General features: G+C 73.0%; 23 protein-coding genes. 8 read left to right on the forward strand and 15 right to left on the reverse strand.

Annotated features, from left to right (window positions below; genetic code table 11):
- Window positions 1-12: 12 nt before the first annotated feature.
- The 3 genes from GLX25_RS08895 to GLX25_RS08905 all read right to left on the reverse strand — a co-directional run bounded on the left by GLX25_RS08895 (window position 13) and on the right by GLX25_RS08905 (window position 2,770).
- A complete protein-coding gene (locus GLX25_RS08895) occupies window positions 13-570 on the reverse strand; it encodes a hypothetical protein (RefSeq protein ID WP_155842157.1) in 558 nt (185 codons plus the stop codon).
- A gap of 186 nt (window positions 571-756) precedes the next feature.
- Window positions 757-2,160 (reverse strand): DUF1214 domain-containing protein, encoded by a 1,404-nt coding sequence (locus tag GLX25_RS08900; protein WP_155842158.1) that lies wholly within the window; start codon window positions 2,158-2,160, stop codon window positions 757-759.
- Between the two features lie 121 nt (window positions 2,161-2,281).
- Window positions 2,282-2,770, reverse strand: a complete 489-nt coding sequence (locus GLX25_RS08905; protein ID WP_155842159.1) for a DUF1294 domain-containing protein — start codon at window positions 2,768-2,770, stop codon at window positions 2,282-2,284.
- A gap of 221 nt (window positions 2,771-2,991) precedes the next feature.
- Here GLX25_RS08905 and GLX25_RS08910 point away from each other — a divergent pair, with 221 nt between their 5' ends.
- The gene (locus GLX25_RS08910; RefSeq protein ID WP_155842160.1) at window positions 2,992-5,109 is read left to right on the forward strand and encodes a cell wall-binding repeat-containing protein; all 2,118 of its coding nucleotides are present in this window, start codon (window positions 2,992-2,994) and stop codon (window positions 5,107-5,109) included.
- Window positions 5,110-5,133: 24 nt separating this feature from the next.
- On the opposite strand, the gene GLX25_RS08915 is transcribed toward GLX25_RS08910, so the two are convergent.
- The 11 genes from GLX25_RS08915 to GLX25_RS08960 all read right to left on the reverse strand — a co-directional run bounded on the left by GLX25_RS08915 (window position 5,134) and on the right by GLX25_RS08960 (window position 16,772).
- A complete protein-coding gene (locus GLX25_RS08915; protein WP_154345704.1) occupies window positions 5,134-6,153 on the reverse strand; it encodes a sugar phosphate isomerase/epimerase family protein in 1,020 nt (339 codons plus the stop codon).
- Between the two features lie 28 nt (window positions 6,154-6,181).
- A complete protein-coding gene (locus tag GLX25_RS08920; RefSeq protein WP_271192518.1) occupies window positions 6,182-7,615 on the reverse strand; it encodes an alkaline phosphatase family protein in 1,434 nt (477 codons plus the stop codon).
- Window positions 7,612-8,736 carry a metabolite traffic protein EboE gene (gene eboE / locus GLX25_RS08925; RefSeq protein ID WP_166548636.1) on the reverse strand — a complete coding sequence of 375 codons (1,125 nt, stop codon included), beginning with the start codon at window positions 8,734-8,736 and terminating at the stop codon, window positions 7,612-7,614. Before eboE ends, GLX25_RS08920 begins: the two co-directional genes overlap by 4 nt.
- A 2-nt stretch (window positions 8,737-8,738) precedes the next feature.
- Entirely contained in the window at window positions 8,739-9,644 is a 906-nt protein-coding gene (locus GLX25_RS08930; RefSeq protein WP_166548637.1) for a TatD family hydrolase, read from the reverse strand.
- A 2-nt stretch (window positions 9,645-9,646) separates the two neighbouring features.
- Entirely contained in the window at window positions 9,647-10,174 is a 528-nt protein-coding gene (locus tag GLX25_RS18510) for an EboA domain-containing protein (RefSeq protein ID WP_205719852.1), read from the reverse strand.
- Window positions 10,175-10,179: 5 nt separating this feature from the next.
- Window positions 10,180-11,046 carry a sugar phosphate isomerase/epimerase family protein gene (locus GLX25_RS18515; protein ID WP_205719853.1) on the reverse strand — a complete coding sequence of 289 codons (867 nt, stop codon included), beginning with the start codon at window positions 11,044-11,046 and terminating at the stop codon, window positions 10,180-10,182.
- Entirely contained in the window at window positions 11,043-11,909 is an 867-nt protein-coding gene (locus GLX25_RS08940; RefSeq protein ID WP_271192519.1) for an SCO3242 family prenyltransferase, read from the reverse strand. The genes GLX25_RS18515 and GLX25_RS08940 overlap by 4 nt, the downstream gene beginning before the upstream one ends.
- Window position 11,910: 1 nt before the next feature.
- On the reverse strand, window positions 11,911-13,092 hold the full coding sequence (locus GLX25_RS08945) for an inositol-3-phosphate synthase (protein ID WP_155842161.1): 1,182 nt from the start codon (window positions 13,090-13,092) through the stop codon (window positions 11,911-11,913).
- Between the two features lie 133 nt (window positions 13,093-13,225).
- On the reverse strand, window positions 13,226-14,407 hold the full coding sequence (locus tag GLX25_RS08950) for a polyprenyl synthetase family protein (RefSeq protein WP_155842162.1): 1,182 nt from the start codon (window positions 14,405-14,407) through the stop codon (window positions 13,226-13,228).
- Window positions 14,408-14,461: 54 nt separating this feature from the next.
- Entirely contained in the window at window positions 14,462-15,694 is a 1,233-nt protein-coding gene (locus GLX25_RS08955) for a Gfo/Idh/MocA family protein (RefSeq protein WP_240898260.1), read from the reverse strand.
- 70 nt (window positions 15,695-15,764) lie between these two features.
- Window positions 15,765-16,772 carry a substrate-binding domain-containing protein gene (locus GLX25_RS08960; RefSeq protein WP_240898261.1) on the reverse strand — a complete coding sequence of 336 codons (1,008 nt, stop codon included), beginning with the start codon at window positions 16,770-16,772 and terminating at the stop codon, window positions 15,765-15,767.
- A 336-nt stretch (window positions 16,773-17,108) separates the two neighbouring features.
- Between GLX25_RS08960 and GLX25_RS08965 the strand changes: the two genes are divergently transcribed.
- From GLX25_RS08965 to GLX25_RS08980, 4 genes are all read left to right on the forward strand, one after another.
- Window positions 17,109-18,593, forward strand: a complete 1,485-nt coding sequence (locus tag GLX25_RS08965; protein ID WP_155842164.1) for a sugar ABC transporter ATP-binding protein — start codon at window positions 17,109-17,111, stop codon at window positions 18,591-18,593.
- Entirely contained in the window at window positions 18,590-19,642 is a 1,053-nt protein-coding gene (locus tag GLX25_RS08970; protein WP_166548638.1) for an ABC transporter permease, read from the forward strand. Before GLX25_RS08965 ends, GLX25_RS08970 begins: the two co-directional genes overlap by 4 nt.
- A gap of 85 nt (window positions 19,643-19,727) precedes the next feature.
- Entirely contained in the window at window positions 19,728-20,966 is a 1,239-nt protein-coding gene (locus GLX25_RS08975) for an ROK family transcriptional regulator (protein ID WP_155842165.1), read from the forward strand.
- Between the two features lie 106 nt (window positions 20,967-21,072).
- On the forward strand, window positions 21,073-21,747 hold the full coding sequence (locus GLX25_RS08980) for a YqaJ viral recombinase family protein (RefSeq protein ID WP_271192531.1): 675 nt from the start codon (window positions 21,073-21,075) through the stop codon (window positions 21,745-21,747).
- Here the strand turns inward: GLX25_RS08980 and GLX25_RS08985 are convergent.
- Window positions 21,723-22,418 (reverse strand): Pr6Pr family membrane protein, encoded by a 696-nt coding sequence (locus GLX25_RS08985; RefSeq protein ID WP_166548640.1) that lies wholly within the window; start codon window positions 22,416-22,418, stop codon window positions 21,723-21,725. The two genes, GLX25_RS08980 and GLX25_RS08985, sit on opposite strands and share 25 nt — an antisense overlap.
- Before the next feature lie 82 nt (window positions 22,419-22,500).
- On the opposite strand from GLX25_RS08985, the gene GLX25_RS08990 reads away from it, so the two are divergent.
- The 3 genes from GLX25_RS08990 to GLX25_RS09000 all read left to right on the forward strand — a co-directional run bounded on the left by GLX25_RS08990 (window position 22,501) and on the right by GLX25_RS09000 (window position 26,167).
- Window positions 22,501-23,463 carry an NADP-dependent oxidoreductase gene (locus GLX25_RS08990; RefSeq protein ID WP_155842166.1) on the forward strand — a complete coding sequence of 321 codons (963 nt, stop codon included), beginning with the start codon at window positions 22,501-22,503 and terminating at the stop codon, window positions 23,461-23,463.
- Between the two features lie 220 nt (window positions 23,464-23,683).
- The gene (locus GLX25_RS08995; RefSeq protein ID WP_155842167.1) at window positions 23,684-24,637 is read left to right on the forward strand and encodes a sugar phosphate isomerase/epimerase family protein; all 954 of its coding nucleotides are present in this window, start codon (window positions 23,684-23,686) and stop codon (window positions 24,635-24,637) included.
- Window positions 24,638-24,787: 150 nt separating this feature from the next.
- Entirely contained in the window at window positions 24,788-26,167 is a 1,380-nt protein-coding gene (locus tag GLX25_RS09000) for a cryptochrome/photolyase family protein (protein WP_155842168.1), read from the forward strand.
- The last annotated feature ends 73 nt before the right edge of the window (window positions 26,168-26,240 follow it).

Consider the following 26,240-nt stretch of genomic DNA (forward strand, 5'->3'; position numbering starts at 1 on the left):
GCCTGCCGGCCGTCACCGCGCTGCCGCGAACATCCGCGCCCAGAGCCGGCCGATGCCGCGGGACAGGTGCTCGGCGGGATGCTCCGACCCGGTCCACAGCGTCCGCAGCACCTGCGGCAGGTCGTCGGCGCGCGCTGCGAGCATGCGGCGCGCCGAGTCGAGCTCGGCCGGGTCGCGGGCGTCGAGGAGGATGGGAACGAACTCGCCGGGCAGGTAGGCCTCGGCGGTTGGGCCGGAGGTCGGATTGACCGGTCGCAGCAGCCCGAATCGGAGCTGCTCGGCCAGCCAGCGCTCCGACTCGCGCCGGGAGACGCCGACGAGCGTCGCGAACGCGGTGGCGTCGACGGGTCCGGACTCGAACAGCACGCGGTAGTACCCGCGCGACGCGCCGTGCGCGATCGACGCGTAGGCGAGCGAGCCCGCGTCCTCGGCGGAGGGCGAGGGCGAGGCGACTGGGGCGGACGCGACGGGGACGGGTGCGTGCGGCGTCCGCACTGACGGTGCAGGTGCGAGCGGTGCACGTGCGACGCGCGTGGGTGCGACCGGTGCGGGTGCGATGGCGGTGGACATGATGACTCCCGGTGTTCTGGCCCCGAGGGGCGGATCGACCCTTCGAGTCCACTCCGCACCGGCTCATGGCACATCGCGAGTCCGGGCCATCCGCGCATGGCCGATCCGGGCCATCCGTCGGCACGACCCCGCCACGCGGCGGCGCCCGCCCACCGGCGTGGTGGGCGGGCGCCGTCGGCCGGAGCCTCAGCGTTGCTGGATGGCCGGCGGGAGGTACTTGTCCTTCGCGATGTCGCTCTTCGGCACGACGCCGTAGATGCGCAGCATCACGTTGAACGCCCCGTCGCGAACCGGGAGCCAGTTCGCCTCCGGCACGCCGTCGGGCTGCGTCACCGACATGTAGATCGAGATCGAGCCGTCGGGGTTCTTCTGGAGACCCTCGGTGTAGCTCGCGACCACGTACTTGTCGATCGCGTTCGGGATCGGCTGGATCGCCTGCGGCGTGTAGGCCGTCAGCGACCAGAAGCGCTCGGCCTCCGGGATCGCGTCGGCCGGGAACGTCAGGACGTAGCCGTTCGCGTTCGACCCGTCGAGCGGAGCGCCGTTGCCGTCGAAGAACGCGTGGTAGTACGCGGCCGTCTCGATCGTGTTGCAGTACTGGCAGAACTCCGTGATCGACGCCCGATCGAGCACGTTCTTCTTCCACTCGCCGATGTTGGTGAAGTGGGTCCAGTTGGTCGCGCCCCGGTGGTCGAGGTAGTTGGCGATGAGGGCGTCGTGCGCCGACCGCGCCCCCTGCGCGAACTGCGCGCGTTCTCCGGGCGTGAGGCCGGAGCCGTCCCCGAAGAGCCGGTCGAAGTCGTCCGACAGCTTCTGCTCCTGGCGGGTGAGCGGCGGGGTCCAGCCGTCGTCGGCCACCGCGACCTGCATCTGGCGCAGGAACTCGATCGGCGCGAGGCGGACGAGTTCGTCGGCGATCGTCTTCACCGGAACCCCGAACTCCTCGACCGGCTTGACGGCCGTCGGGACGCCGTTCACGAGGATGCCCGTGCGGAACGTCTCGGCCTCGGCCGTCACGTCCTCGGTGCCGATGTGCTTGTCGACCCGGAAGATCATGATCATGTGCTCGAGCGGCAGCCGGACGACCTCCGCGCCCAGCAGGTCGTCCGAGGCGTCCGGACCGATCAGCGCGTACTCGAGGGTCTCCGTGCCCTCGCCCGCCTTCCGGGACGGGATGCCCGACGGATAGACGTTGCCGTACGGGTCGACGAGGAGCACCGAGTAGGCGACCGGCGTCGCCGGCACGACGACGCCGACCGGGTCGTCGCCGACGTCGAGCGGCGAGCTCGCGTACAGGGTGTCGTCGTTGATCGCGACGACCGCCTGGTAGACCGGCGAGATCTCGTTGGGCCCGATGAAGTGGTTGACCGGCACCGGCAGCTCGGTGGTCTGGAAGTGCGTGAACCAGATCGGATAGAAGGTGGTGAGGTAGTTCTCCGTCGTCGAGGCGATGTCCTTGCCGCCGTTGTTGCCCCCTGGCGGCGCGGCGGACGCCGGAGCGACGGAGGTCAGTGCCACGGCGACGACGGCGGCAGCGGCGAGTGCGGCGAGTCGGGTCAGCCTGCTGCGGACCCCGTTGCGACGTTGCATTGGTCTTCCCCCGTTTCGGGCGAGCCGTACCGCCCGACCGCGTGCCGGGCGGGGTCCGACTGCCGTTTTCGCGCGCACGGTACCACAGGACGGACGGGCGCCGTCGGGCCACCGGTCCCGCTCAGCGACCGACCAGATCGAGGATGCCGCCGGGGACGACCCCGGGCGAGCCCAGCAGCGCGACGAGCCCCGCGGCGAGCAGCGCGTTGACCACGACCGTGCCCCAGAAGCTCCGACGGAAGCTGCGCTTGCGCGTCTTGTGCCGGAACAGCTGCTGGGCGACGATCGCCCCCGGCCAGCCGCCGGCGAGGTCGACGAGGTGCAGGGTCTGCTCGGCGACGCGTGGCGCAGAACGCTGCGCGGCCGCCTTGTCGGCGCCGTACGCCGTGAACGCGACGAGGCTCGCCGCTCCGTACCACGCGGCGAGCCACCATGGCACCGCGCCGACCAGCACGCCGACCGCGACCGCGCCGGCGAACGCCGCGAGCACGCCCCAGCTCAATCCCGCGGGCAGCGGCCGCGAGAGGTCGCGACCGGGTCGCATCGGGGTGCGCGGGGTTCGGGCCGCCGCGCGCGGGGCGCGCCGCGCGGCCGTCGGTTCGGGTCGCATGACCTCGATCGTAGGGGCGGCGGCGGCGTTCGGCGCACGCACCCGATGCCCCGTGTGGCCCGTCTTGGGGGCTTCACGCCGACCCGGGTCGGCGTAGGTTCGAGACGAGGACCGAAACCGTTCCGGCGACCCCAGCCCGCCGTTCGGCGGTGACCCCGACGGCCCCTGCACCCGGATGCGGCGACGCCGTGGCACCGCCCGCAGACGATCGGAGGCGGGGCATGCGGGGGTCGAGCGCAGCCGGCGCGGCGCTCGTGCTCGCGCTGACCTTCGGCGCCGTCGCGGCGATGCCCGTCACGCCGCTGACGGCCGGCGAGGTGGCGAACGCGGCGAACGCCGGCCCGCCGGACCAGCCGATCCCATCGGTCGTGCCGAACGCACCCGTCCCGCCGGAGGTCGCCGCCCGGGAGCCGCCCGCGCGCCCCGACGATCCGCCGGCGCGTGTCGGCCCGCCCGACCGTCCCAGCACGGTCCTCGAGCACGCGCTCGCGCCCGCCTCGCCCGACCGATCCCTGGAGGCCGGTATCCAGCAGGCCCCGGCAGGCGACCGGATCGTCGGCTCCGTCATGGCCGCGGGCGGTCCCGACGTCGTCCCCGAGGTCGCGCTCTCGACGGTCGCGTCCGTGGCCGATCGGGCGCCCGAGCGCGCCGGCGGCGCTGATCGATACCTCACGTCCGTGGAGCTCGCAGCGCGCTTCGATCGCGGAGTGGGCGACGTCTGGCTCGCGACCGGCGAGGACTTCCCCGACGGCCTCGCGGCCTCCGCAGTGGCCGGGGCGCGCGGCGGTCCGGTCCTGTTGACGCGGTCCACGCGGCTGCCCGGGCCGGTGGGGGCCGAGCTGTCCCGTCTGGCCCCCCGCCGGGTCTGGGTCATGGGCGGCGAGGCGGCCGTCTCGAACGGGGTCGTCGACGCGGTTCGAGCGATCCTGCCCGACGCGGACGTCGAGCGCGTCGCCGGGGTCGACCGGTTCGCGACGGCCGCGGAGCTCGCCCGCCGATTCTTCGACGATGCCCCGGCCGTGTTCGCGGCCACGGGCACGAACTTCCCCGACGCCCTCGCCGCGGGTCCTGCCGCCGCAGGGGAAGGTGCGCCGACCCTGCTCGTGACGAGGACCGCGGTGCCGACGGCGACCGAGGTGCAGCTGCGCCGGCTGCATCCACCGGTCGTCCACGTCGTCGGCGGCCCGGATGTCGTGAGCGACACGGTGGCGACTCGCATCGCCGAGATCACCGGCGGGAGCGTCGAGCGGATCGCGGGCGTCGACCGGTACGCGACGGCCGCTGCCGTCGCCGACCGGTTCTTCGCGGCCACGACGCCCAGCCTGGTGCTGGCGACCGGGTCGAAGTTCCCCGACAGCATCGCGGCCGGCGCGGTGGCGGGCGACCGGCAGAGCCCGCTGCTGCTCGTCACGCCGGGCGCGGCGCCGCGAACGACGGTCGACGCCGCGCGGCGCGTGTCGTGGTGGCTGCCCGACTCGGGGCGGGTCCTCCGGTACACGCTGATCGCCCACCCCGACGACGAGTTCGCGTCGTGGTCGATCTCCGGCGTCCGCGACCCCCGCCGGTACGACGTGCTGGTCGTGCTCACCACGGGCGAATCCACGCGCTTCTGCGATGGGGAACCGGTCGACAACCCGTGGGTCTCGCTCCAGTACCTTCCGCAGCCGCAGCCGACGGGCGTGCAGTACTCGGACCGCTGCAAGCAGCACCGCATGGACAGCTGGCGCGAGTTCGTGCACTCCGCGGGGGTCGGCCCGGTCGGCGACGCGGAACGCCTCACCGGCGGACCGATCGAGTTCGACGGCCGCGAGGTGCCCGTCCCGCTCAGCCGGGACGAGGCCGGCACGGTGGTCGTGGCCGACGGGTTCGAGGTCGCCGTCGGATCGGACGCGGCCGTCGTGACCTTCGACCTGGGCGCCCTCACCGTCGACGAGGTCCTGTGGGCCGTGCAGACCACCAGGACGCTCGTCGACCGGTTCCCGACGCAGCTGGAAGGCGATGTCATCGGCGCGGGGTTCTTCAACGACGGGGCGACCGGCTACGAGAACCTGCACGCCGACCATCGCGCCGTGCACGACCTGCTCGGTGGCACCGACCTGGGCCTGCCCGGCAGCCAGTACGCCACGGTCGGGCACGCCCAGTCGGCGCGTGCATTCGGTTCCTTCGTCGACGACTACTGCGGGCACATGTGCCATCCGGCCGCCGGGTCGCCGTTCTCGGGCGGCATGGGCCGCTTCCAGTACGCCTACGGATGGCTCTCCGACGGGTACTGGCCGCCCGGCGAGGTCGACTCCCCGTCCGGGTTCTCGCGCTACCAGTCCTTCGCGAAGTGGTACTGACCTCCGGCGCCCCGTCGCCGCCCGTTACTGGTTCGAGAACGCGGCGTCGAACGACGCGGTCGGCCGCGGCCAGATGAGCGAGCGCACGTACTCCAGGGCCTGCGGGCCGCCGTGCAGGCGGTCCATGCCGGCGTCCTCCCACTCGACCGAGATCGGGCCCGTGTAGCCGATCGCGTCGAGCGCGCGGAACGCGTCCTCCCACGGCACGTCGCCGTGCCCGGTCGAGACGAAGTCCCAGCCGCGGCGCGGGTCGCCCCACGGCAGGTGCGAGCCGAGGATGCCGGAGCGGCTGTTCGCCGTCCGGATGCGCGTGTCCTTGCAGTCGACGTGGTAGATCCGGTCCTGGAAGTCCCAGATGAAGCCGACCGGGTCGACGCCCTGCCACATCATGTGGCTCGGGTCCCAGTTGAAGCCGAACGCCGGCCGCCGGTCGATGGCCTCGAGCGTGCGCACGCTCGTCCAGTGGTCGTACGCGATCTCGGAGGGGTGCACCTCGTGCGCGAAGCGCACGCCCTCGTCGTCGAACACGTCGAGGATCGGGTTCCAGCGGTTCGCGAAGTCCTCGTAGCCGGCGTCGATCACGTCGGCGGGGACCGGCGGGAACATCGCCACGTACTGCCAGATCTTCGAGCCCGTGAAGCCGACGACCGTGTCGACGCCGAGCTTCCGGGCAACCCGGGCAGTGCGCTTGAGGTCTTCGGCCGCGCGCTGGCGCACGCCCTCGGGGTCGCCGTCGCCCCAGGTGTACGGGCGCACGATCGCCTGGTGGCGGAAGTCGATCGGGTCGTCGCACACCGCCTGGCCGGTGAGGTGGTTCGAGATCGCGTAGACCTCCAGGCCGTAGCGCTTCAGGAGCTCCTGCTTCTCCTTCAGGTAGCCGGGCTCCTCGTCGGCGAGCTTCGTGTCGAGGTGGTCGCCGCCGATGCCGATCTCGAGGCCGTCGTAGCCCCACTCCGAGGCCAGGCGCGCGACCTCCTCGAACGGCAGGTCAGCCCACTGCCCGGTGAACAGGGTGACGGGGTGGGTGGCTGGGGTGTCGGTCATGCTCGGATCCTCTCTCGGGGTTCGGTGGTCATCGGGGCGCGACACGGTCGCGCACGGGTGGCTGCGGCATCCGCTCGCCGAGGCCCTGGTGCCGGAGCACGAGGTCGCGCACGGCGGTCGCCGGCACGCGGTCCCCCGCGCCGTCCAGGAACGCCGGGTCGGAACTCAGCAGCAGCGGGGTGTCGGCCGACGAGTCGGGCAGGCGGCCGTGGGTGCCGCGCACGCACGACGGGTCGAGCGGCACGGTGCTCATCGCGTAGCGGAGCCCGAGCGCCTTGCGGGCGAGGTTGCCCGCGGCCTTGGCCTTCGCGAGCCGGTCGGCCGGGTCGAAGAACAACTCGGCGGGGTCGTAGCCGGGCTTGCGGTGGATGTCCACGCCCCGCGCGTACTCGGGTGCGCGATCGTCGTCGAGCCAGAAGTAGTAGGTGAACCACGCGCCCGGCGCGGCGACGGCGACGAGTTCGCCCGACCGGGCATGGTCGAGACCGTACCGGGCCTGCGCCTCGCGATCCAGGACCTCGTCGACGCCGTCGAGCCCGCGGAGGATCGCCGCGACGCGCGGCTCGTCGGCGGGGTCGGCGACGTAGACGTGCGCGACCTGGTGGTCGGCGACGGCGAACGCCCGAGAGGTCCACGGGTCCAGTTGCTCGCGGCCGTCCTGCACGTACACCTCGAGGAGGCCCTCGCGGCGGAGGGCCCGGTTGACGTCCACGGGCCGGTCGGCGCCTGCGATGCCGTACTCGGCGAGCGCGACGACGGTGACGCCCTGCGCGTCGGCCTGGTCGAGCAGCGGCGTCATGGCCCGGTCGAGGTCGGCGGCGGCGCGCGCCGCCTCGGGCGCGTCGGGGCCGAAGCGCTGGAGGTCGTAGTCCAGATGCGGAAGGTACGCCATGGTGAGGTCGGGCGCGTCGGGCCGGTCGAGCACCTGGCGGGTGGCGTCGACGATCCACTGCGTCGACCGGATCGACGCGGTCGGCCCCCAGTACTGGAACAGCGGGAACTCGCCGAGCGCGTCGCGGAGCTCGTCGTGGAGCACCGGCGGGCGGGCGTAGAAGTCGGGCGACTTGCGGCCGTCGGCGTGGTAGATCGGGCGGGGCGTCACCGTGAGGTCGGTGCTCGCGCCCATCGCGTACCACCAACCCAGGTTCGCACTCCGGTAGTCGCCGCCGGCGCGCGTCCGGGCGGTCTCCCAGAGCTTCTCGCCCTCGACGAGCCGGTTGTGCTGCCGCCAGAGGAGCACGTCGCCGAGCTCGCGGAAGTACCATCCGTTGCCCACGACCCCGTGCTCGCGCGGCATCCGCCCGGTCAGCACCGAGGACTGCACCGAGCACGTGACCGCGGGCAGCACGGTGCCGAGCTCGGCGCGCGAACCCTGCGCGGCGAGCCGCGACATCCGCGGCATGGAGCGGAGCGCGTCGGCCGTCAGGCCGACCACGTCGAGGAGGAGCACCTTCGCGGTCACGCCGGCTGCTCCGCCCGCTCGGCGAGGCGGCCGGCCGCCCAGCGCAACTCGCCCGCGACGCCCTCGACGAGGTCGGGCGGCGACCCCGGCAGCACGGACCACGTGTACGTCTCGACGTCCACGTGCAACTCGTCCACCGTCTGCGTCGCGGCCACCGCGTCGAGCGCGGTCTCGAGCACGTCGGTGGTCGACGTCAGCGGCGGCTCGGGTGCGAGGTGCAGCGGCACGTGGAAGTGCACGCGCCACGGCGCCGCCGCGGGCAGCGCGTCGAGCGCCTCGGGCAGGTCGTCGACGCGCATGACGCCGCCCGCGGCATCCTCGCGCACCTGGTGCAGGTAGCGGTCCTCGGCGTACCCGGCGACCGCGTCGCGTGCCGCCGGGTCGCCCGGTCGCTCGACGTGCAGCGCCGCCGACGCCTGCACCTTCACGACCCGGATGCCCGCCGCGGCGATGCGTTCCACCTCGGCCCGCGGATCGGCGAACGACACCGCGAGGTGGCAGGTGTCGAGGCAGATGCCGACGTGCTCGAGGTCGACCCGGTCGCGGTGCGCGCCGAGCCACGCGACCGTGTCGGCGACGTCGTCCAGCACGCAGCCCGGCTCCGGTTCGATGGCCAGGCGGATGACGCGTCCCGTCTCGGCACGGATGGCGCGGAGTTCGGCGGTCAGCGCCCCCAACGCGACGAGGGCGGCGGCGTCGGCCGCGGCATCCCACCCCTCGCGCCACCCGAGCGGCAGCGTCGAGATGCTGCCCTCGGCACCCGCCGGCAGCAGCGCGGCGAGCACTCGCGCGGCGTCGATCGTGTACTCCAGCCGCGCGGGATCGGTCCAGTCGGGCCGGTACACGTCGAGCTTCACGACCTCGGCGTGGAAGGCCGCGTACGGGAACGCGTTCAACGTGCGCACCTCCAGGCCCTCCTCGTCGAGGGCCGCGCGCAGCGCCTCGAGCGCGGCGGGCTCGGTCGCGAGCCGCGCCGCGAGCGGCGCCGGGAGCCAGAGGCCCACGCCCAGCACGCCGAGCCCGGCCGCCCGCCGGATCGGACCCGCCGCCGCGTGCAGCTGCGCGATCACCCCGGCGAGGTCCTCGGCCGGGTGGACGTTGGTGCAGTAGGAGAGGTGCACGCTCAGCTCGCCCCCGCCGTCGCTTCCGCTTCCGCCGGCATCGCGGCCGCACCGCGGAGGATCGAGTTGCCCTCGAACAGCTCCGCGTCGCCGCCGAGCTCGAACCCGGGCAGCGGGGTCACGTCGAGCCGGCCGCTCTGCCCGTAGAACGCGACCGGGTTCTCCCACAGCACCCCGTCGACCTGGGCGGCGCCGAAGCCGGCGTCGAGCATGGCCCGGCCGGTCTCCGCCGTGAGCAGCGGGTCGGAGCGGCCCCAGTCGGCGGCCGAGTTCACGAGCATCCGCTCGGTGCCGAGCCGCTGGAGGATCGCGACCATGCGCTGCGGGTCCATCTTCGTGTCGGGGTAGATCGAGAAGCCCATCCAGCAGCCGCGCTCGGCGACCAGGTCGACCGTGACCTCGTTGAGGTGATCGAGCACCACCAACTCGGGCGCGATGCCCGAGTTCGCGACGACGTCGAGCGTGCGCTGCGTGCCGTGCTTCTTGTCGCGGTGCGGCGTGTGCACGACGACCGGCAGGCCGTGCCGCTTCGCGAGGTCGAGGTGCGTCTCGAGCACCTCGTCCTCCTCGGGCGTCATCGAGTCGTACCCGGTCTCGCCGACCGCGACGACCGACTCGCGGCGCAGGTACCGGCCGAGCTCGGGCAGCACCTCCCGGCAGCGCGGGTCGTTCGCCTCCTTCGGGTTCAACGCGATCGCCGCGTGATGGCGGATGCCGAACTGCGACGCGCGGAACCGCTCCCACCCCGTGATCGCATCGAAGTAGTCGAGGTAGCTCGACACGCCCGTCCGCGGCTGCCCGAGCCAGAACGCCGGCTCCACCACGGCGCGCACCCCCGCGGCGTACATCGCCTCGTAGTCGTCGGTCGTGCGCGAGGTCATGTGGATGTGCGGGTCGAAGATGCGCACGGTCAGCGTCCTTTCTCGAGGGATGCGTCGGAGCCGGCCGCCGCCGGCGCGGGCAGCAGCGCCCGGAGGTCGTCGGGGATCGGGCGACCGGCTGCCTCGCGCTCCTCGGCGAGGTCCTCGGCCATGCGGGCGAGCTCGTCGTCGGCGCGCTCGTGGAGCCGCGCGACGCCCGCGAGCGGCACCCCCATGAAGACGAGCTTGACGACGCCGTGCCGCCAGTCGTGGTCGCCGAGATGGCGGCCGGCGAACGGGCCCATCGCCGCCGCGACGAGTCGCGGGTCGTTCGTCCGGAGCGCGTCGCGGACGAGGTCGATGCCGACGGCGCGAACGAGGTCGGGCGCGGCCTGCTCCTCCACGATGCGGTCGAGCACGCCGAGCACCTGGATGCGCTCCTCGGTGTCGCCGCTCCGGTAGCGCGTCTCGAGCTCGTCGGCGACGACGATCGCCGGAGCGCCGGCACGCGCGAGCGACGCGGCGACTCCCCCGCGCCCGCCCGGCCCGCCGGCTCGGGCCGTGGTCGACTCGTGCATGCTGATCACCCGATCCTCTCCATGACCTCGGTCAGTCGTGCGATGCTCTCCCGCACGAGGCGCGGCGCCGCGTGGGAATGCCGCGGCAGCTCCACCGCCGCGACGCCGTCGTAGCCGAGCTCGGCGAGCGTGCGGAACGCGAGCCCGAGGTCGAGCGCGCCCGTTCCCAGCTCGAGGTGCTCGTGCGCGTCCGGCAGCATGTCGTCGACCTGCACGTTCACGAGCAGGTCGCCCGCGGCGCGCAGGGCGGCCTCGACCCCGCCGGGCTCGACCACGACGCAGTGCCCGAGGTCGACCGTGAGCCCGAACTCCGGCGGGTCGCCGAGGTCGGCGCGCAGTCGCAGCGCGTCGGCGACGGTCTCGACGAGCATGCCGGGCTCGGGCTCGAACCCGAGGCGCACCCCGTGCGTCCGAGCGGCGACCACGACCCGGGACATCCGTTCGACGAGGCGCGCCCACGCCGTCGACGCGTCGACTCCCTCGGGCCGCACGCCCGACCAGAGCGAGACGCAGTCGGCGCCGAGCACCTCGGCCACGTCGATCGCGCGCACGAGGAAGGCCACGCGCCGCTCGGCCCCGGCGGCGTCGTCGAGCAGGTTCGGTCGGTGCTTGCGGAAGGGGTCGAGCACGTACCGACCCCCGGTCTCCACGACGACCCTGAGGCCGCGGGCGCGGAGCTCGTCGCCCAGGCGTCGCGCGCGGTCGCGCCATCCGTCGGTGAACGCATCGAAGTGCGGATGGCCCAGGGTCAGCGCGATCGCGCCGTAGCCATTCGCCTGCACGACGTCGAGCGCGTCGCCGAGCGGATGGTCGGCGAGGCCGTTCGTGCCGTAGCCCAGCACCGGCCGGGCGAGCGTGGTCGGAGCCGTCACGTGATCTCACGCCCCCTCGTTCCGCGACGCGTGAGCAGCAGGCCGAGCGCGTCGATCGCCAGGAGCACGACGGCGTCGACCGGGCGACCGGCGCGGGCCGTGAGCGCCGCCTGCAGCGGCACCATCGCGAAGATGCCGCGTCGCGTCGCGTCGCGGACGACCGGGCCGCTCGGCGTGCCGATCGCGCCGGCCTGCGCCCGGAGGGTCGGGACGGCGAACCGGGCGGCGGCGACCCACGACACGACGCCCGCGGCATCCGCCCTCGGCCGCACCGCGGCCAGCGCCGAACCCGCCGTGGATGCCGCGGCGACCGAGGCCACCGCCGGGTGCGTGCCGTGCACCTCGCCGCGCGCGAGCGCCGTCACGCTCGCGGTGTGCGCCGCCATGACCAGCGCGGGGCGGGTCGCGGCCGCCGCGCCGTCCGCTCCCGCGCCGAGGAGCACGTCGAGCCCGCGGCAGGCGGCCATGACGAGCGGGCCGAGCGCGCCCCGCTTGGCCGCGAGGTCGTACGCCCAGATGGAACCGGCGAGCGGGAGGGCCACGGCGAGCGAGGTGCGGCCGCCCGTGAGCCCGGCCACCGCGATGCCCGCGATCGTGAGCCCGCCGGCCGTCGCGATGGCGGCCCGTCGCGACACCCGGCCGGACGGGATCGGCCGCTCCGGGCGCTCGACGCGGTCGAGCTCGGCGTCGGCGGCGTCGTTCAGCGCCATCCCGCCCCAGTAGAGGAGCACCGAGGCGACTGGCAGGCCGAGCCGAGCACGGATGCCGCGACGCCCGGTCGCGGCCATGCCCGCGGTCGCGTCGCCGAGCACCGTGAACCCCGCCGGCGCGCGGACCAGCTGGAGGAAGGTGCGGGCGTCCACGTCACGCCACCTGCGCCGCGGACCTCCGGACCGCCGTCCGGAGCGCCCAGGACACGAGGTCGTCGGCCTGGCGGGCGAAGGCGTGCACGTCGCTGCCCCACGGGTCCTTGAAGAAGTACCCGAGCTCGGCGACGGGGCCGGTGACGCCCGCACCGTCGGCGAGGGAGAGCAGCCGCGCGAGGTCGATGACGAGCGGCGCGGCGAGCGTCGAGTCGTAGGCGCTCCACGTCGTCTGGAGCGTGATGCGCGTGTCGAGGAAGCCCTCAGCGTGCACGTGGTCCCACGCGGTCTTGAGGTCGCCGAGGTCGGGCACGTTGTCGATGTGGAGCGGGGTCACGACGTCGTCGCCCAGCAGGTCGTGCAGGCCGCGGTTCTTCGAGACGAGCTTCGACTGCACCGCGCCGGGGTCGGCGAGGGTCGCACCGTCGCCGCCGCCGAGGAGGTTGGCGCCGGCCCACGAGAGCACCCGCATGCCGCGGGACGCGAACATGGGCGCCAGCACCGTTCGGAGCAGCGTCTCGCCGGTCTTGCCGTCCTGGCCCGCGACGGGGACGCCCGACTCGGCGGCCAGGTCCTGCAGCGCCGGGATGCCGAGCGAGAGCGACGGGGTGAAGCACGCGTAGGGCGCACCGGCCGCGGCGACGGCCGCGATCGCCGAGAGCGTGCTCGACGGCAGCCGCTCGGAGGCCGGGTCGTCGAGCACCGCCTCGAGTGCGGCTCGGTCGTGGAACTCGGGTCGGTCGGCGGGGAGCGGTTCGGTCGAGGCGACGTCGATCACGACGACCCGGGCGAGGCCGTGCCGTTCGCGGAAGTCGCGGATGTCGGCGGCGCGACGCTCGATCTCGTCGCGCTGGGTGCCGCGCGGCGTGCGCGGGAGGAGGCGGAGGTCGGCGTCGACCGCGTCGAGCCGCGGGGCCACGGCCTCGACGAGCCGGGCGGGCAGCATGCCGCCCGAAGCGAGGCGCCGGGCGCGCTCGACGAGCGGGGTGTCGTCGACGTCGTGGCCGCCGACCACCAGGTCGCCGAACGCGGGGAGGGCCACGCCGTCGAACTCCGGGCCGGCGGTGGTGAGGCCGACCGGCGCCGCGAGCCCCTCGGCGAGGGCGGCGAGGCCGACGGTCGCGGTCGTCGCGACGCTCCCCCGAGCGCCCACGAACCAGATCCCGGTCCGTCCTTGGTTCATCGTCGAACTCCATTCCGTGTGCACCGTTGCGCGTGGGCGCCGTGGCCCGATCTCGAAGCTAGCCGAGCTTGAATCCTCGGTCAATCAGAAGTTGCAGTACTGGAGCGATAACCCGCTCATTCTCGGTTGAAAGTCAGGCGGCGCGGCCCGGAACGCTCCGCGCGAGCACGCGGAGGTACGCGTCCAGCTCCGCCGGGAGGCCGGCGCCGTCGAGGGCGGACACCGCGTCGGCCGCGCGCCGGACGATGCAGGCGCGGTGCCGTTCGAGCGCGCCGCTGTCGCGCATGATCGCGCGGACCCGCTCGACGCCCGCCTCGGAGAGGTCGGCCCGGCCCACGTCGCGGTCCAGGCTCGCGCGCTGCGCCTCCGACGAACCCGCGTAGGCGAGCTGGAGCAGGAAGGTGCGCTTCCCCGAACGGATGTCGGAGCTCGTCGACTTGCCCGTCCGCTCCGGGTCCCCGAAGACCGCGAGCTCGTCGTCCATGAACTGGTAGGCGACCCCGAGGTGCCGGCCGAACTCGCCGAGCGCGTCGAGCGCCGCGGCATCTGCCCGACCCGTCGCGATGGCACCGAGCCGGAGCGGCAGGACGACGCTGTAGCCCGAGGTCTTCAGTTCGGCCGTGCGGGCGGGCCGAGCCGCCTCGGGTGAGAGCTGCTCCCCGCGCACGTCCATCAGCTCGCCCGAGATCGCCCGTTCGAGGGCGGCGACGACCTCGAGCACGAGCTCGACCCGGATCCCGTCCGGGACGGGAGCGCGGGCGAGGGCCCCGACGCACGCCCCGATCGCCAGGTCGCCGGCGAGGAGGGCGCCCGAGGCCGCCCGATGCTCGGCGGTCGCGACCGTGCCGATCGATCGCAGCGCGTCGCGCGTGACGCCGAAGAGGTTCCGGCGACCGTGCCGGCGGTCGTCGCCGTCGATGAGGTCGTCGTGGACGCAGAGCCCGAGGTGGAGCAGCTGCACCGCCGCAGCGAGCGCGTCGCAGGCGCGCGCGTCGGCGCCGCCCATGCCGAGGTACGCGGCCGCGGCGAGGCGCGACCGGAGGTACTTGCCCCCGCGCTGCGCGGCGAGCCGCTCGACGACCTCCCGGAGCTCGGGCTCGTCGTCGGAGGCGGCGGCGATGACGGCCCATTCCGCGGCGACCGCGCCCGGCGTGCGGGCGACCGCGGCCTCGACGCGCGCCGCGAGCCCGGCCACCGCCGCATGCCCGTCGTCGGCGGCCCCGGCCGATCCCCCGGCCCGCTCGGCCGATCCCCCGGCCGGCCCGGCCGATCCCCCCGCCCGCTCGTCGAGCCGCACGGATCCGATCGACGTCATCCCGCTCCTCCCCTTCGTTCGCGGAACCCGGCCGACCGGACCGTCCGTGCCCGGTCAGTCCACGGCACCGCCGGCGACGCCCACCGACGCGCGGGTCGCACCCGCCCCTTGCTCGACGCCCACCCACGCGCCCGCCGAGTCCGAGCTCTGCTCGACCGCGTCGAGCACGCGCTGCACGTGGAGGCCGTCGGCGAAGGACGGGCTGGGGTCGGACCCCGAGGCGATCGCCTCGACGAAGTCCCTCGCCTGGTTCGCGAAGCCGTGCTCGTACCCGAGCAGGTGACCAGCCGGCCACCACGCCGAGACCCACGGGTGCTCCGGCTCGGTGACGATGATCGACGTGAAGCCCTGCTCGGCCGCGGGCGCCGTCGCGTCGTAGTACTCGATGCGGTTGAGGTGCTCGAGGTCGAACGCGATCGCGCCGCGCGAGCCCGACACCTCGACCCGCAGCGCGTTCTTGCGGCCGGTGGCCATGCGCGACGCCTCGAACGAACCCAGCGCACCCGAGGCGAAGCGCCCGTGGAAGAACGCGACGTCGTCGACGGTCACCTCGCCGACGCCGGTCGCCGGCGCGGACGACCCGCCCGAGATCGCCCCCGACGAGGAGCCCGCGATCGGCCGCTGCCGCACGAACGTCTCGAGCAGGCCCGACACCTCGGCGACCTGCAGCCCGGTGAGGTACTCGGCCATGTCGACCGCGTGCGCGCCGATGTCGCCGAGCGCGCCCGATCCGGCACGGTCCTTCTGCAGCCGCCAGGTCATGGGCGATGCGGGGTCGACGAGCCAGTCCTGCAGGTACGAGGCGCGCACGTGACGCACGTCGCCGATGCGCCCCTCGGCGATGAGGTGCCGCGCGAAGGCGGTCGCCGGAAGGCGCCGGTACGTGAACCCGACCATCGAGCGGATGCCGCGCGCCGCCGCGGCCTCGGCCGCCCGGGTCATCGCTTCGGCCTCGTGCGACGAGTTGGCGAGCGGCTTCTCGCACAGCACGTGCTTGCCCGCCTCCAGCGCGGCGATGGCGATCTCCGCGTGGCTGTCGCCCGGGGTCACGATGTCGACGATGTCGACGTCGTCGCGCGTGACGACCTCGCGCCAGTCCGACGCGGACTCGCGCCAGCCCCACTTCTCGGCGGATGCGGCGGCGCGACCCGGATCTCGACCGACGAGGACGTCCATCGTCGGCTCGGCCGTGAGGTCGAAGAACCTCGGGGCGACGCGCCATCCCTGCGAGTGGGCGGCCCCCATGAATCCGTTGCCCACCATCGCGACGCGGAGTCGTTCACGCATGCAGATCGAGTGCCTTTCTGGGTAGGGGAGGCTGGGCGCCCGTCGGGCGCCCAGCCTCGTGGTGTTCGTGTCAGGACTCGAAGGCGAACTGGATGTACTCGTCCACGTTGTCCGCGGTCACGACCGGCGCGTCGAGGACGATCCGGTTGGCGACGCTCGGCGTGTAGAGGTCGCTCATCGTCTTGCCCTGCGCGATCAGGCGGGCCAGCGCGATGCCGTCGGCCGCCTGCGTCGACGGGTAGATGACCGTCGCCTCGAGCACCGAGTCGCCCGACTGGATGGCGCGCATCGCGTTCGCGCTGCCCGCTCCGCCGACCATGAAGAACTCGTCGCGGCCGGCGGCGTCGATCGCCGCGAGGACGCCGACTCCCTGGTCGTCGTCGTGGTTCCAGATCGCGTCGATCTCCGGCGCGGCCGACAGCAGCTGCGAGGTCACGGCCTCGCCGCCCTGGATGGTGAAGTCCGCGGCGACGCGGTTGGTCACCTCGAGGCCGCAGTCGGAGAGCGCGTCGGCGAAGCCGGCCGAGCGGTCCTGGGTCAGCGGCAGCGAGTCGATGCCCGCGATCTCGGCGATCACCGCGTCGTCCTGGCCCTCGAGGCGCTCGCAGATGTACGTTCCGGCGGAGACGCCCATGCCGTAGTTGTCGCCCAGGATCGTGGCGCGCGCGGCGAACGGGCTCGAGAACTCGCGGTCGACGTTGATGACCGGGATGCCGGCCTCCATCGCCGCGGTCGCGGCCTCGGTCAGCGCCGCACCGTCGGTGGGCAGCAGCACGATGGCGTCGACGCCGTCGTTGACGAAGGTCTCGACCTGGCTGATCTGGAGGTTGGCGTCGTTCGTCCCCTCCGCCACGCGGAGCTCGACGTCGGGGTAGCTCTCGGCCGCCGCGATGGCCGCCGAGTTGATGGCGCCGAGCCAGCCGTGGTCGGCCGCGGGACCCGAGAAGCCGATGACGACCGTGTCGCCGGCCTCGGCGTTCTCCTCGGCGGAGTTCTGGTTCTCGGTGATGTTCGACTCGGAACCGCCCGCGGTGCAGCCGGCCAGCAGGCCGGCGACTGCGAGGGATGCGCCCGCCATGACCAGCATGCGGGCTCGTGAAGTGCGGGTGACACTCATTCGTGTAGTCCTCTCATTGGATGTGACGCAGCACCGCCAGATGGACCTCGTAAACCATCCGGATGCCACCACACCCAACGGAGTCCACGCTGACGTTTCGTGAGCGTAGCAGAAGATAGCCGGATCTGCGCAACTTATGTTTGTGACGCGTTATAAGTATCGAGGGTCGCCCCAGGCCCGGAACCGCTCATCGCAGGGGCGGCGCGAATGAGAATCGGGAAAACCACTTGCGACATCGCGGGAACCGGTTATGATTTTCGAGTGATCAAAGACGACCATCTTCCGGCATTACTCCGCATGACCGGGATCTCGAAGAGCTTCTCAGGCGTCCAGGCGCTGAAGAACGTCGACCTCGAGATCGCCGCCGGCGAAGTGCACTGCATCCTCGGCCAGAACGGCGCGGGCAAGTCGACGCTGATCAAGACCCTCGCCGGGGCGCACCTCCCCGACGCGGGCACGATCGAGTGGAACGGCGAGCACGTGAGCCTCCACTCACCGCAGGACGCGATCGAGCTCGGCATCGCCACGATGTACCAGGAGCTCGACGTCGTCGACGGCCTCACCATCGCCGAGAACATCTTCCTCGGTCATGAGCTGGCGGTCGGCGGCTTCCTGCGCACCGGCGAGGCGAACACCCGCACCCGTCGGCTCCTCGAGCGGCTCGGCCACGGCGACCTCTCCCCCTCCCGCGAGGTCGGCTCGCTGAGCGCCGCCAACAAGCAGATCGTGAGCATGGCGCGCGCGCTGTCGCACGACACCCGGCTGATCATCATGGACGAGCCCTCCGCGGTGCTCGACGGCGAGGAGGTGAAGAACCTCTTCCGGGTCGTGCGCGAACTCACGTCGGCGGGCATCGCGGTCGTGTACATCACGCACCGCCTCGAGGAGATCCGCGAGATCGGCGACCGCATCACCGTCCTGAAGGACGGCCGGAGCACCGCGAACGGCCTCGATGTCTCCGAGACGCCGACGTCCGAGCTCATCCGGCGCATGACGGGCCGCGAGGTCGAGAACGTCTTCCCGCCGGCCACGCCCGTCCCCGACGACGCTCCGCTCGCGCTCGAGGTGGAGGGCCTGTCGCTCGACGGCGTCTTCCACGACGTCGGCTTCACGGTCCGGGCGGGCGAGGTCGTCGGTCTCGCCGGCCTCGTCGGCTCGGGCCGATCGGAGATCCTCGAGACCATCTACGGGGCGCGACGCGCAACCTCCGGCACGGTCCGGGCGAACGGCCGATCGCTCCGGCGCGGTTCGGTCCGCGACGCGGTCCGCGCGGGCGTCGGGCTCTCCCCGGAGGAGCGCAAGAGCCAGGGCCTGCTGCTCGACGAGCCGATCTTCAGGAACGTCACGCTCTCCTCGTTCGCGAAGTTCGCCCGGGGCGGGTTCGTCGACGAGCGGCGCGAGCGCCGCATCGCCACCGAGCAGATCGACGCCCTGGAGCTCCGCCCGGCGGACCCCGACCGGCCGGCCCGCACGCTCTCGGGCGGCAACCAGCAGAAGATCCTGCTGGCGCGCTGGCTCGTGAACCGCACGTCGGTGCTCCTCCTCGACGAGCCGACCCGCGGCGTGGACGTCGGCGCCCGCGCCGAGATCTACGCCCTCATCCGCGAGCTCGCGGCGAACGGCGACGCCGTCGTCGTCGTGTCCAGCGAGATCGAGGAGGTGCTGGGCCTCGCCGACACCGTCCTCGTCGTCGGGGACGGCCGCATCCTCACCACCGTCAAGTCAGACCAGATCGACGAGCACCAGGTGCTCGACCTCGTCATGAAAGGAACCGCCGCGTGAGCGAGTCCCAGTCCCAGACCATCGCCCCGGCCGAGGCCGGCTCCGAGGCACCGCAGCCCCAGCCGCGTCGCCGGTTCACCGCGAAGGGCCTCCTCAGCGGGTCCGTCGGCCGCAACCTCGGCCTGATCCTCGCCCTCGCCGCGCTCTTCGTCGTCGGCGCGATCACCGCGGGCGACCGATTCACGAACATCGACAACATCCTCGTGATCATCCGGCTCGCCTCGATCATCGGCGTGATCTCGGTCGGCATGACGTTCGTCATCATCGGCGGCGGCATCGACCTGTCCGTCGGCTCGGTGATGGGCCTCGCATCGGTGGTCGCGACGCTGTCCGCCATCCAGGCGGCCGCCGACAACTCGACCTGGCTCGTGATGGTCTTCACGGCCCTCGCGGTCGGCCTCGCCGCGGGCTTCCTCAACGGCTTCGTCATCGCCTACGGCAAGGTGGTCGCATTCATGGCCACGCTCGCGATGCTCGTCGCCGCCCGAGGGCTCGCCGAGATCCTCGCGAACCGCACGACCCAGGTGGTGCGGATCCCCGAGTTCATCGAGTTCATGAACATGGACCTGCTCGGCATCGACATGCTGATCTGGATCTTCGTGATCGTCGCGGTGGCGGGGTGGATCCTGCTCAACCGCACGACGTTCGGCCGCCGCACGGTCGCCATCGGCGGCAACCGCGAGGCGGCGCGTCTCGCGGGCCTCGCGGTGCGCCGGCACACCATGTACCTCTACGCGCTCGCCGGTCTCACCGCGGGCATCGCGGCGGTCATGATCCTCGGCCGCACCACGGCGGGCACGTCGACGCACGGCACGCTGTACGAGCTCGACGCGATCGCCGCGGTCGTGGTCGGCGGCACGCTCCTCGTCGGCGGCCGCGGCACGATCACGGGCACCGTGTTCGGCGTCCTGATCTTCGCGACGCTCACCAACGTGTTCACGCAGAACAACCTCTCGACCTCCGTGCAGGCGGTCGCGAAGGGCGTGATCATCGTGATCGCGGTGCTCCTGCAGCAGCGGTTCGCCGGGCAGGGTTCGAAGTCGCATTAGCTCGTGCGCGGCGGCGCCGACGGGGTGTATTCCGGAGGATGCATGCGCATGCGAGTTATGTCGGAAGGTATGGGAGAATCGACGGATGGTTGACGTAAGTGCGAACGCCGACGCGCGGCCCCACGTGAACGCGCTGGGGTCGACCGCGATGAGCGATCTCTTCCAGATCCTCCGCGACGGTCAACCGCGGACCCGGAGCGAGCTCGCCTCGATCACCGGGCTCGCGCGCACCACGGTCGCGATGCGCATCGACGCCCTCACCGACCTGGGGCTCGTGGGCCCGGTCGGCGAGGCCGCCTCGACCGGGGGGCGGCCCTCGTCGCTCTTCGCGATCACGGCGAGCGAGCGGTTCGTCGTGGGCGTCGACATCGGCGCCTCGCACATCCGCGTCGCGCTCGCCGACATCACCGGCCGCATCATCGAGGAGACGAACACCGTCATCGCGGTCGCCGAGGGGCCGCGGGTCGTCCTCGACGCGGTGATCGCGACGACCCGCGAGCTCATCGAGCACACGGGACGCCGCACCGGGGACCTGCTCGCGATCGGCGTCGGCGTCCCGGGCCCGGTGGAGTTCAGCACCGGGCGACCGATCAACCCGCCGATCATGCCCGGGTGGGACCGCTTCGACATCGCCGGGTGGATCCGCCAGGAGATCGACGTGCCCGTGCTCGTCGACAACGACGTCAACATCATGGCCCTCGGCGAGCGCGAGCGGGCCTGGCCCGACACCGATCACCTGCTCTTCGTGAAGATCGCGACCGGCATCGGCGCGGGCGTCATCTCCGGCGGGTTCCTCCAGCGCGGCGCGCAGGGCACGGCGGGCGACATCGGGCACGTCTACGTCTCGCGCGGCGCCGAGATCGCCTGCAACTGCGGCAACTTCGGATGCCTCGAGGCCCTCGCCTCGGGCAGCGCGATCGCCCGCGCCCTCACCGCGGCCGGCATCCCCGCGACGAACTCGCGCGACGTCGTCGATCTCGTCAAGAACGGCAACGTCAACGCGATCCAGGCGGTCCGGCAGGCCGGGCGCGACATCGGCGAGGTGCTCACGACCTGCCTCAGCCTGATGAACCCGTCGGTCATCGTGCTCGGCGGGTCGATGGCCGAGGCGGGCGAGCACCTGATCGCCGGCGTGCGCGAGGTCGTGTACCGCCGCTCCATGCCGCTCGCGACCGAGTCACTGCACATCACGCTGTCCCAGACGGGCGCGGATGCAGCGGTGCTCGGGGCGAGCATGCTCGCCATCCACCACTCGCTCTCCCCCGCGAACATCGAGGCGATGATCGCGCAGTCGGCGGGCGGCGCGCTCCGCGCGGTGAAGTAGCGCCGCGCGTCCGCCGCGGACGTCGCCGAGGGGTGGCCGGGGGTACCGTGGTCGGGTGACCGACACCCCCTTCGCGCTGTTCGACCTCGAGTCGGTCGCACCCCGCGTGGCGTCGGCGCTCCGCCAGTCGCCGTTGCCGCACGAGACCCGCATCGTCGCCGACTCGGGCGACCGGGTGGCGTGGCTGCGGGCTCGCGCGCAGGGCGTGACGGCGACGGATGCCGCGAAGCTCGCGTCGGAGGCATCCGTCCGGGCCGCCGCGAGCGAGAAGGTCTACGGCGGCGACCGTCGCGGGTTCGGCGGCAGCCGGTACACCGACCACGGTCGCGAGCGCGAACCGGTGATCGCCCGGTGGGTCCGCTCGGAGCACGGCATCGCGCCCTCGAGCCTGCTCTTCCACGCCGAGTCCGACCGCCGCCACCTCGCGACGCCCGACGGGCTCACGGTGCGGGGCGACGGCACGCTCGAGCTGTGCGAGATCAAGACGACGTCGAAGCCGTGGCGCGGCATCCCCCGCGGCTACCTCCGCCAGGTGTGGTGGCAGCAGTACGTGCTCGGCGCCGAGCGCACGCTCGTGGTGTGGGAGCAGCACGACGGCTTCGTGCCGGTCGGCGACCCTGAGTGCCGGTGGGTCGACCGAGACGAGGACCAGATCGCGCAGCTCGTGCGCCTCGCCGGCATGCTGCTCGAGGCGATCCGGCCGCAGCCCGGCTCCGCCGAGCCCGCTCGCGTCGGCGGCGCCCCGGACCGCTCCTTCTACCGCCCGGGGCCGCTCGCCTGAGCTTCGTGCTCCCGCACGGACTCGGCGCCGGCCGGCATCGGGGCCGCGTGCGGCCACGGCGTGCGGCTCAGGGCGAGCACGCCCGCGCCGACCAGCAGGATGAAGGCCGCGATCGCGATGACGTAGACCGCGACGCCGCCGTAGCCCGCCGGCTGCGCCGGGTTCAGGAACGGGTAGGGATACCAGCCGATGAGCCCGCCGCGCACGAGCGAGTAGACCGCCCAGGCGAGCGGGAAGAGCGCGATCGTCCAGAGCCGCTGCCAGGGGATCCGGTGGCGGCCGGGCGCGAGCACCCAGTCGGCCACGACGTAGAGCGGCGCCCACACGTGCAGGATCTCGTTCGACCACGGCACGGTCGTCGCCTGGTCGAGCGAGATCTCGCGGAGCAGCAGGTTGTAGACCACGAAGGTCGTCGCCATGTAGGTCGTCGCGCACGCGCGGACGAGGTCGAACCACGGCGGGTCGGCCGGCCTGGCGATGGCGAGCCACGCGCCGACGAGCATCACGAGCGCCGTGAGCGCGTTGGAGAGGATCGTGAAGAAGCTGAAGAAGTTGACGACGAACGCCGCGCGGTCCTCGACCATCGACCAGCTGACGACGAACTGGCCGACGATCGCGACGATCACCGCCGCGGCCGCGACGACCCGGAGCACTCCGAACAGCGCGCGCATCCATCCCCCTCGAATCAGCCGGTCTTCCGCAGCCTAATGTGCCGCAGAATGGTCGGACGGGCGGCGAGCGGACGGGGGAACGATGCGGGCACTGGTGGTCGACGAGACGGGTGAGGGTGCGACGTTCCGGATGGCGGACGTGCCCGCCCCGATCCGGGTGCAGGACGAGGTGCTCGTCCGGGTGATCGCCGCGGGCGTGAACCCGATCGACCGGAAGACCAAGCTCGGTCGCGGCGTCTCGGCCGCGATCTCGTCGTACCCCGCGATCCTGGGGCTCGACTTCGCGGGCGTCGTCGAGGAGGTCCCCTACGCGGCGCACCCGCTCAAGGTCGGCGATCGCGTCTACGGCATGGGCCGCGTGCCGCGCATGACGGGCACGTACGCCGAGGTGGTCGCCATCCCGTCGATGTCGGTCGCGCCCATGCCGATCGGCACGGGCTTCGTCGAGGCGGCCGGGATCCCGTGCGCGGCGCTCACCGCGTGGGGCGCGGTCGTCGACGTCGCCCGCGCGCACGACGGCCAGCGCATGCTGATCCACGCCGGCGCGGGCGGCGTCGGGCACTTCGCGGTGCAGCTCGCCGCGTACTTCGGCGCGCAGGTCACCGCGACGGGGTCGCCGCGGAATGCCGACTTCCTGCGGTCGCTCGGCGCGCAGCACGTCATCGACCACACCTCGGAGCGATTCGAGGAGGTCGCCGGCGAACAGGACGTCGTCATCGACCTCATCGGCAACGTGATCGACGACACCGGCACGCGCTCGCTCGACGTGATCCGCCGAGGCGGGCTCGTCGTGAACGTGCCCACGAAGTCGTGGCCGACCATGGCCGAGGAGGCGGCGGCACGCGGCATCCGCTCGACCGGCTTCGTCGTCTCGCCCGACGCGCGCACGCTGTCGGTCATCTCGCGCCTCGTCGACGACGGCGCGATCCGGGTGCACGTCGACGAGGTGTTCCCGCTCGAGCAGGGCGAGACCGCGCACACGCGCCTCGGCGGCGGTCACGTGCGCGGCAAGCTCGTGCTGCGCGTCGCCGACGACCCGGCGTAGCACCGGTCGGCCGCGGGTCGGGCCGGCGCGCATCGAGGCTGCACCCGGAGCCGCCGGCAGGGGTCGGCGAACGGTTCGTCTCACTTCTCGCCTTCACTGCGCGACTTGTGTTGCGCCGCACTGCGTCTTTCGTTGACTTAAGGACACTCGTCGACGAAAGTTGACGGGACAGGCTCGAAGGCGAGCGAGGGCGAGGGAGCCCTCACGAAAGGAACCCCCTATGTGCTACGGATTCGACGGCGACCAGGCGATGCAGGCCTCGCTCGCCCAGCGAGGCATCAGCAGGCGCGGCGTGCTGATGGGGCTGCTCGGCGCCTCCGCCGCCGCACTCACGCTCGGCGGCGGGGCGGCACCGGCGCTCGCCGACGTCTCGACCAAGCCGTGGAAGCGCGTCCCGCCCGGCAAGATCAGCCTCCAGCTCTGGACGGTGCGCGCGGGCCTGGGTGCGCCCTGGGGCCCCGGGGACTACGACACGACGCTGCGCGCGATCGCCGACCTCGGCTACCCGAAGGTCGAGCAGGCGCTGGGCTACTTCGGCCGCTCGGCGGCCGAGCTGCGAGCGTTCTACGACTCGATCGGCATCCGCGCCACCTCCTCGCACGACGGGGTGTCGGCCGACGACGCGGCGCTCGCGATCAAGCTCGAGAACGCGGCGACGCTGGGCCAGAAGTACCTGAACGTTCCGTACTTCGCCTCGAACTCGCTCTCCGACTGGCAGGCGCTCGCCGATCGCATGAACGTCGAGGCCCAGGCCGCGAGCTCGTACGGCATCGCGTACGGCTACCACAACCACGCCCACGAGTTCACGACCGACCTCGGCGGCGGACGGACGCCGTGGCAGGTGCTCACCGAGCGCCTCGACCCCGCGCTCGTGCACCTCGAGATCGACCTGTACTGGGCGGTCACGGGCGGCGTGAACACCGGTGCGGCCGACCCGGTGCAGTTCGCGATCGACACCATCCACGAGGCACCCCAGCGAGTGCGCCAGTTCCACGTCAAGGACCGCCACCTCGACGGCGACATGGCCGATCTGGGCACCGGCACGATCGCGTTCGACCGGATCTTCCGAGCGCACGCGGTCGAGGAGTACATCGTCGAGAACGACACCCCGGACGTCACGCCGCTGCAGACGGCCGAGGTCGGGTACGACTACCTCCGTTCGCTCCGGTTCTGACCCCCCGCCCCGCCGATCCACAGGAGACCCCGCGATCCGCAGGACGGAATCCGTCCGGACGTCCTGTGGATCGGCGGATCTCCTGTGAACGGCGGCGACCCCGCGGTCAACCCCGCGTCGGGTGACGGATGCCTCGGCTAGCGTCGTGTCATGGGTGCCACCCCGTCCATCGTCTGGTTCCGCGACGACCTCCGGGTCGGCGACCACCCCGCGCTGCACGCGGCGGTCGAGCGCGGCGAGCCGATCGTCGCCGTGCACGTGCTCGACGAGGAGTCGGCCGGCGTGCGACCGCTCGGCGGGGCGGCGAAGTGGTGGCTGCACCACTCGCTCGCCTCGCTGGCCGACGACCTGAGCGACCGGGGCGTGCGGCTCGTGCTTCGGCGCGGGCCCGCGGGCCGGGTCATCCGCTCGCTCGTCGACGAGACCGGCGCCGGCGCCGTCTTCTGGAACCGCCGCTACGGCGGCGCCGAGCGCGAGGTCGACGCCGACCTGAAGTCCGGGCTCGCCGACGCCGGGCTCGAGGTGCGGAGCTTCGGCGCGTCGCTGCTCTTCGAGCCGTGGACGATCCGGACCGGATCGGGCACCCCGTTCTCGGTGTTCACCCCGTTCTGGAAGGCGTGCCTCGCGGCCGACGAGCCGCGGCATCCGCTGCCCGCCCCGCGCGAGCTCGACGGCTTCGGCGGGCCCTACGGGCGCGGCGGCCCGGCCGGCGACCACCTCGACGACTGGGGGCTGCTGCCGACGCACCCCGACTGGGCCGGCGGGCTCCGCGAGACGTGGGAGCCCGGCGAGCGGGCGGCGCACCGGCGGCTGCACGCGTTCCTCGAGGAGGATCTCGCCGAGTACGCCGCCGGGCGCGACCGGCTCGACCGGCAGTCCACGAGCCGGCTCTCGCCGCACCTGCGCTGGGGCGAGATCAGCCCGCACGCGATCTGGCACGCGACGCGAGAGCGCGCCGCCGGCACCGAGGGCGCGCGCAAGTTCCTCGCGGAGGTCGGCTGGCGCGAGTTCGCCTGGCACGTGCTCTTCCACTTCCCCGACCTCGCGACGAGGAACTGGCGCAGCGAGTTCGACGCGTTCCCGTGGCCGCGGCTGCACCCGTCGGCGCTCACCGCGTGGGAGCGGGGCCGGACCGGCGTGCCGGTGGTGGATGCCGCGATGCGCGAGCTCTGGCACACCGGGAGCATGCACAACCGCGCGCGCATGGTCACCGCGTCGTTCCTCACGAAGAACCTGCTCATCGACTGGCGCCGGGGCGAGCAGTGGTTCTGGGACACGCTCGTCGACGCCGACCACGCCTCGAACCCGTTCGGCTGGCAGTGGGTCGCCGGGTCCGGGGCGGATGCCGCGCCCTACTTCCGCGTGTTCAACCCCGAGCTGCAGCGCGAGAAGTTCGATCCCGACGGTCGGTACGTCGGCCGCTGGGTGCCCGAGCTCGACGACGACGGGTATCCCGAGCCGATCGTCGACCTGCGGGAGACGCGCGCCGCGGCGCTCGCGGCGTACGAGCGCGTGAAGGCGTCGAAGTAGGAACACGTGCGGACGGGGTGTCCATCTGGTCGACTGGTGTTCGTCGCTTCAGTAGGTGCCGCCTCCAGCGGCT

This window comes from Agromyces luteolus, from assembly GCF_009729855.1.
GTDB lineage: Bacteria > Actinomycetota > Actinomycetes > Actinomycetales > Microbacteriaceae > Agromyces > Agromyces luteolus.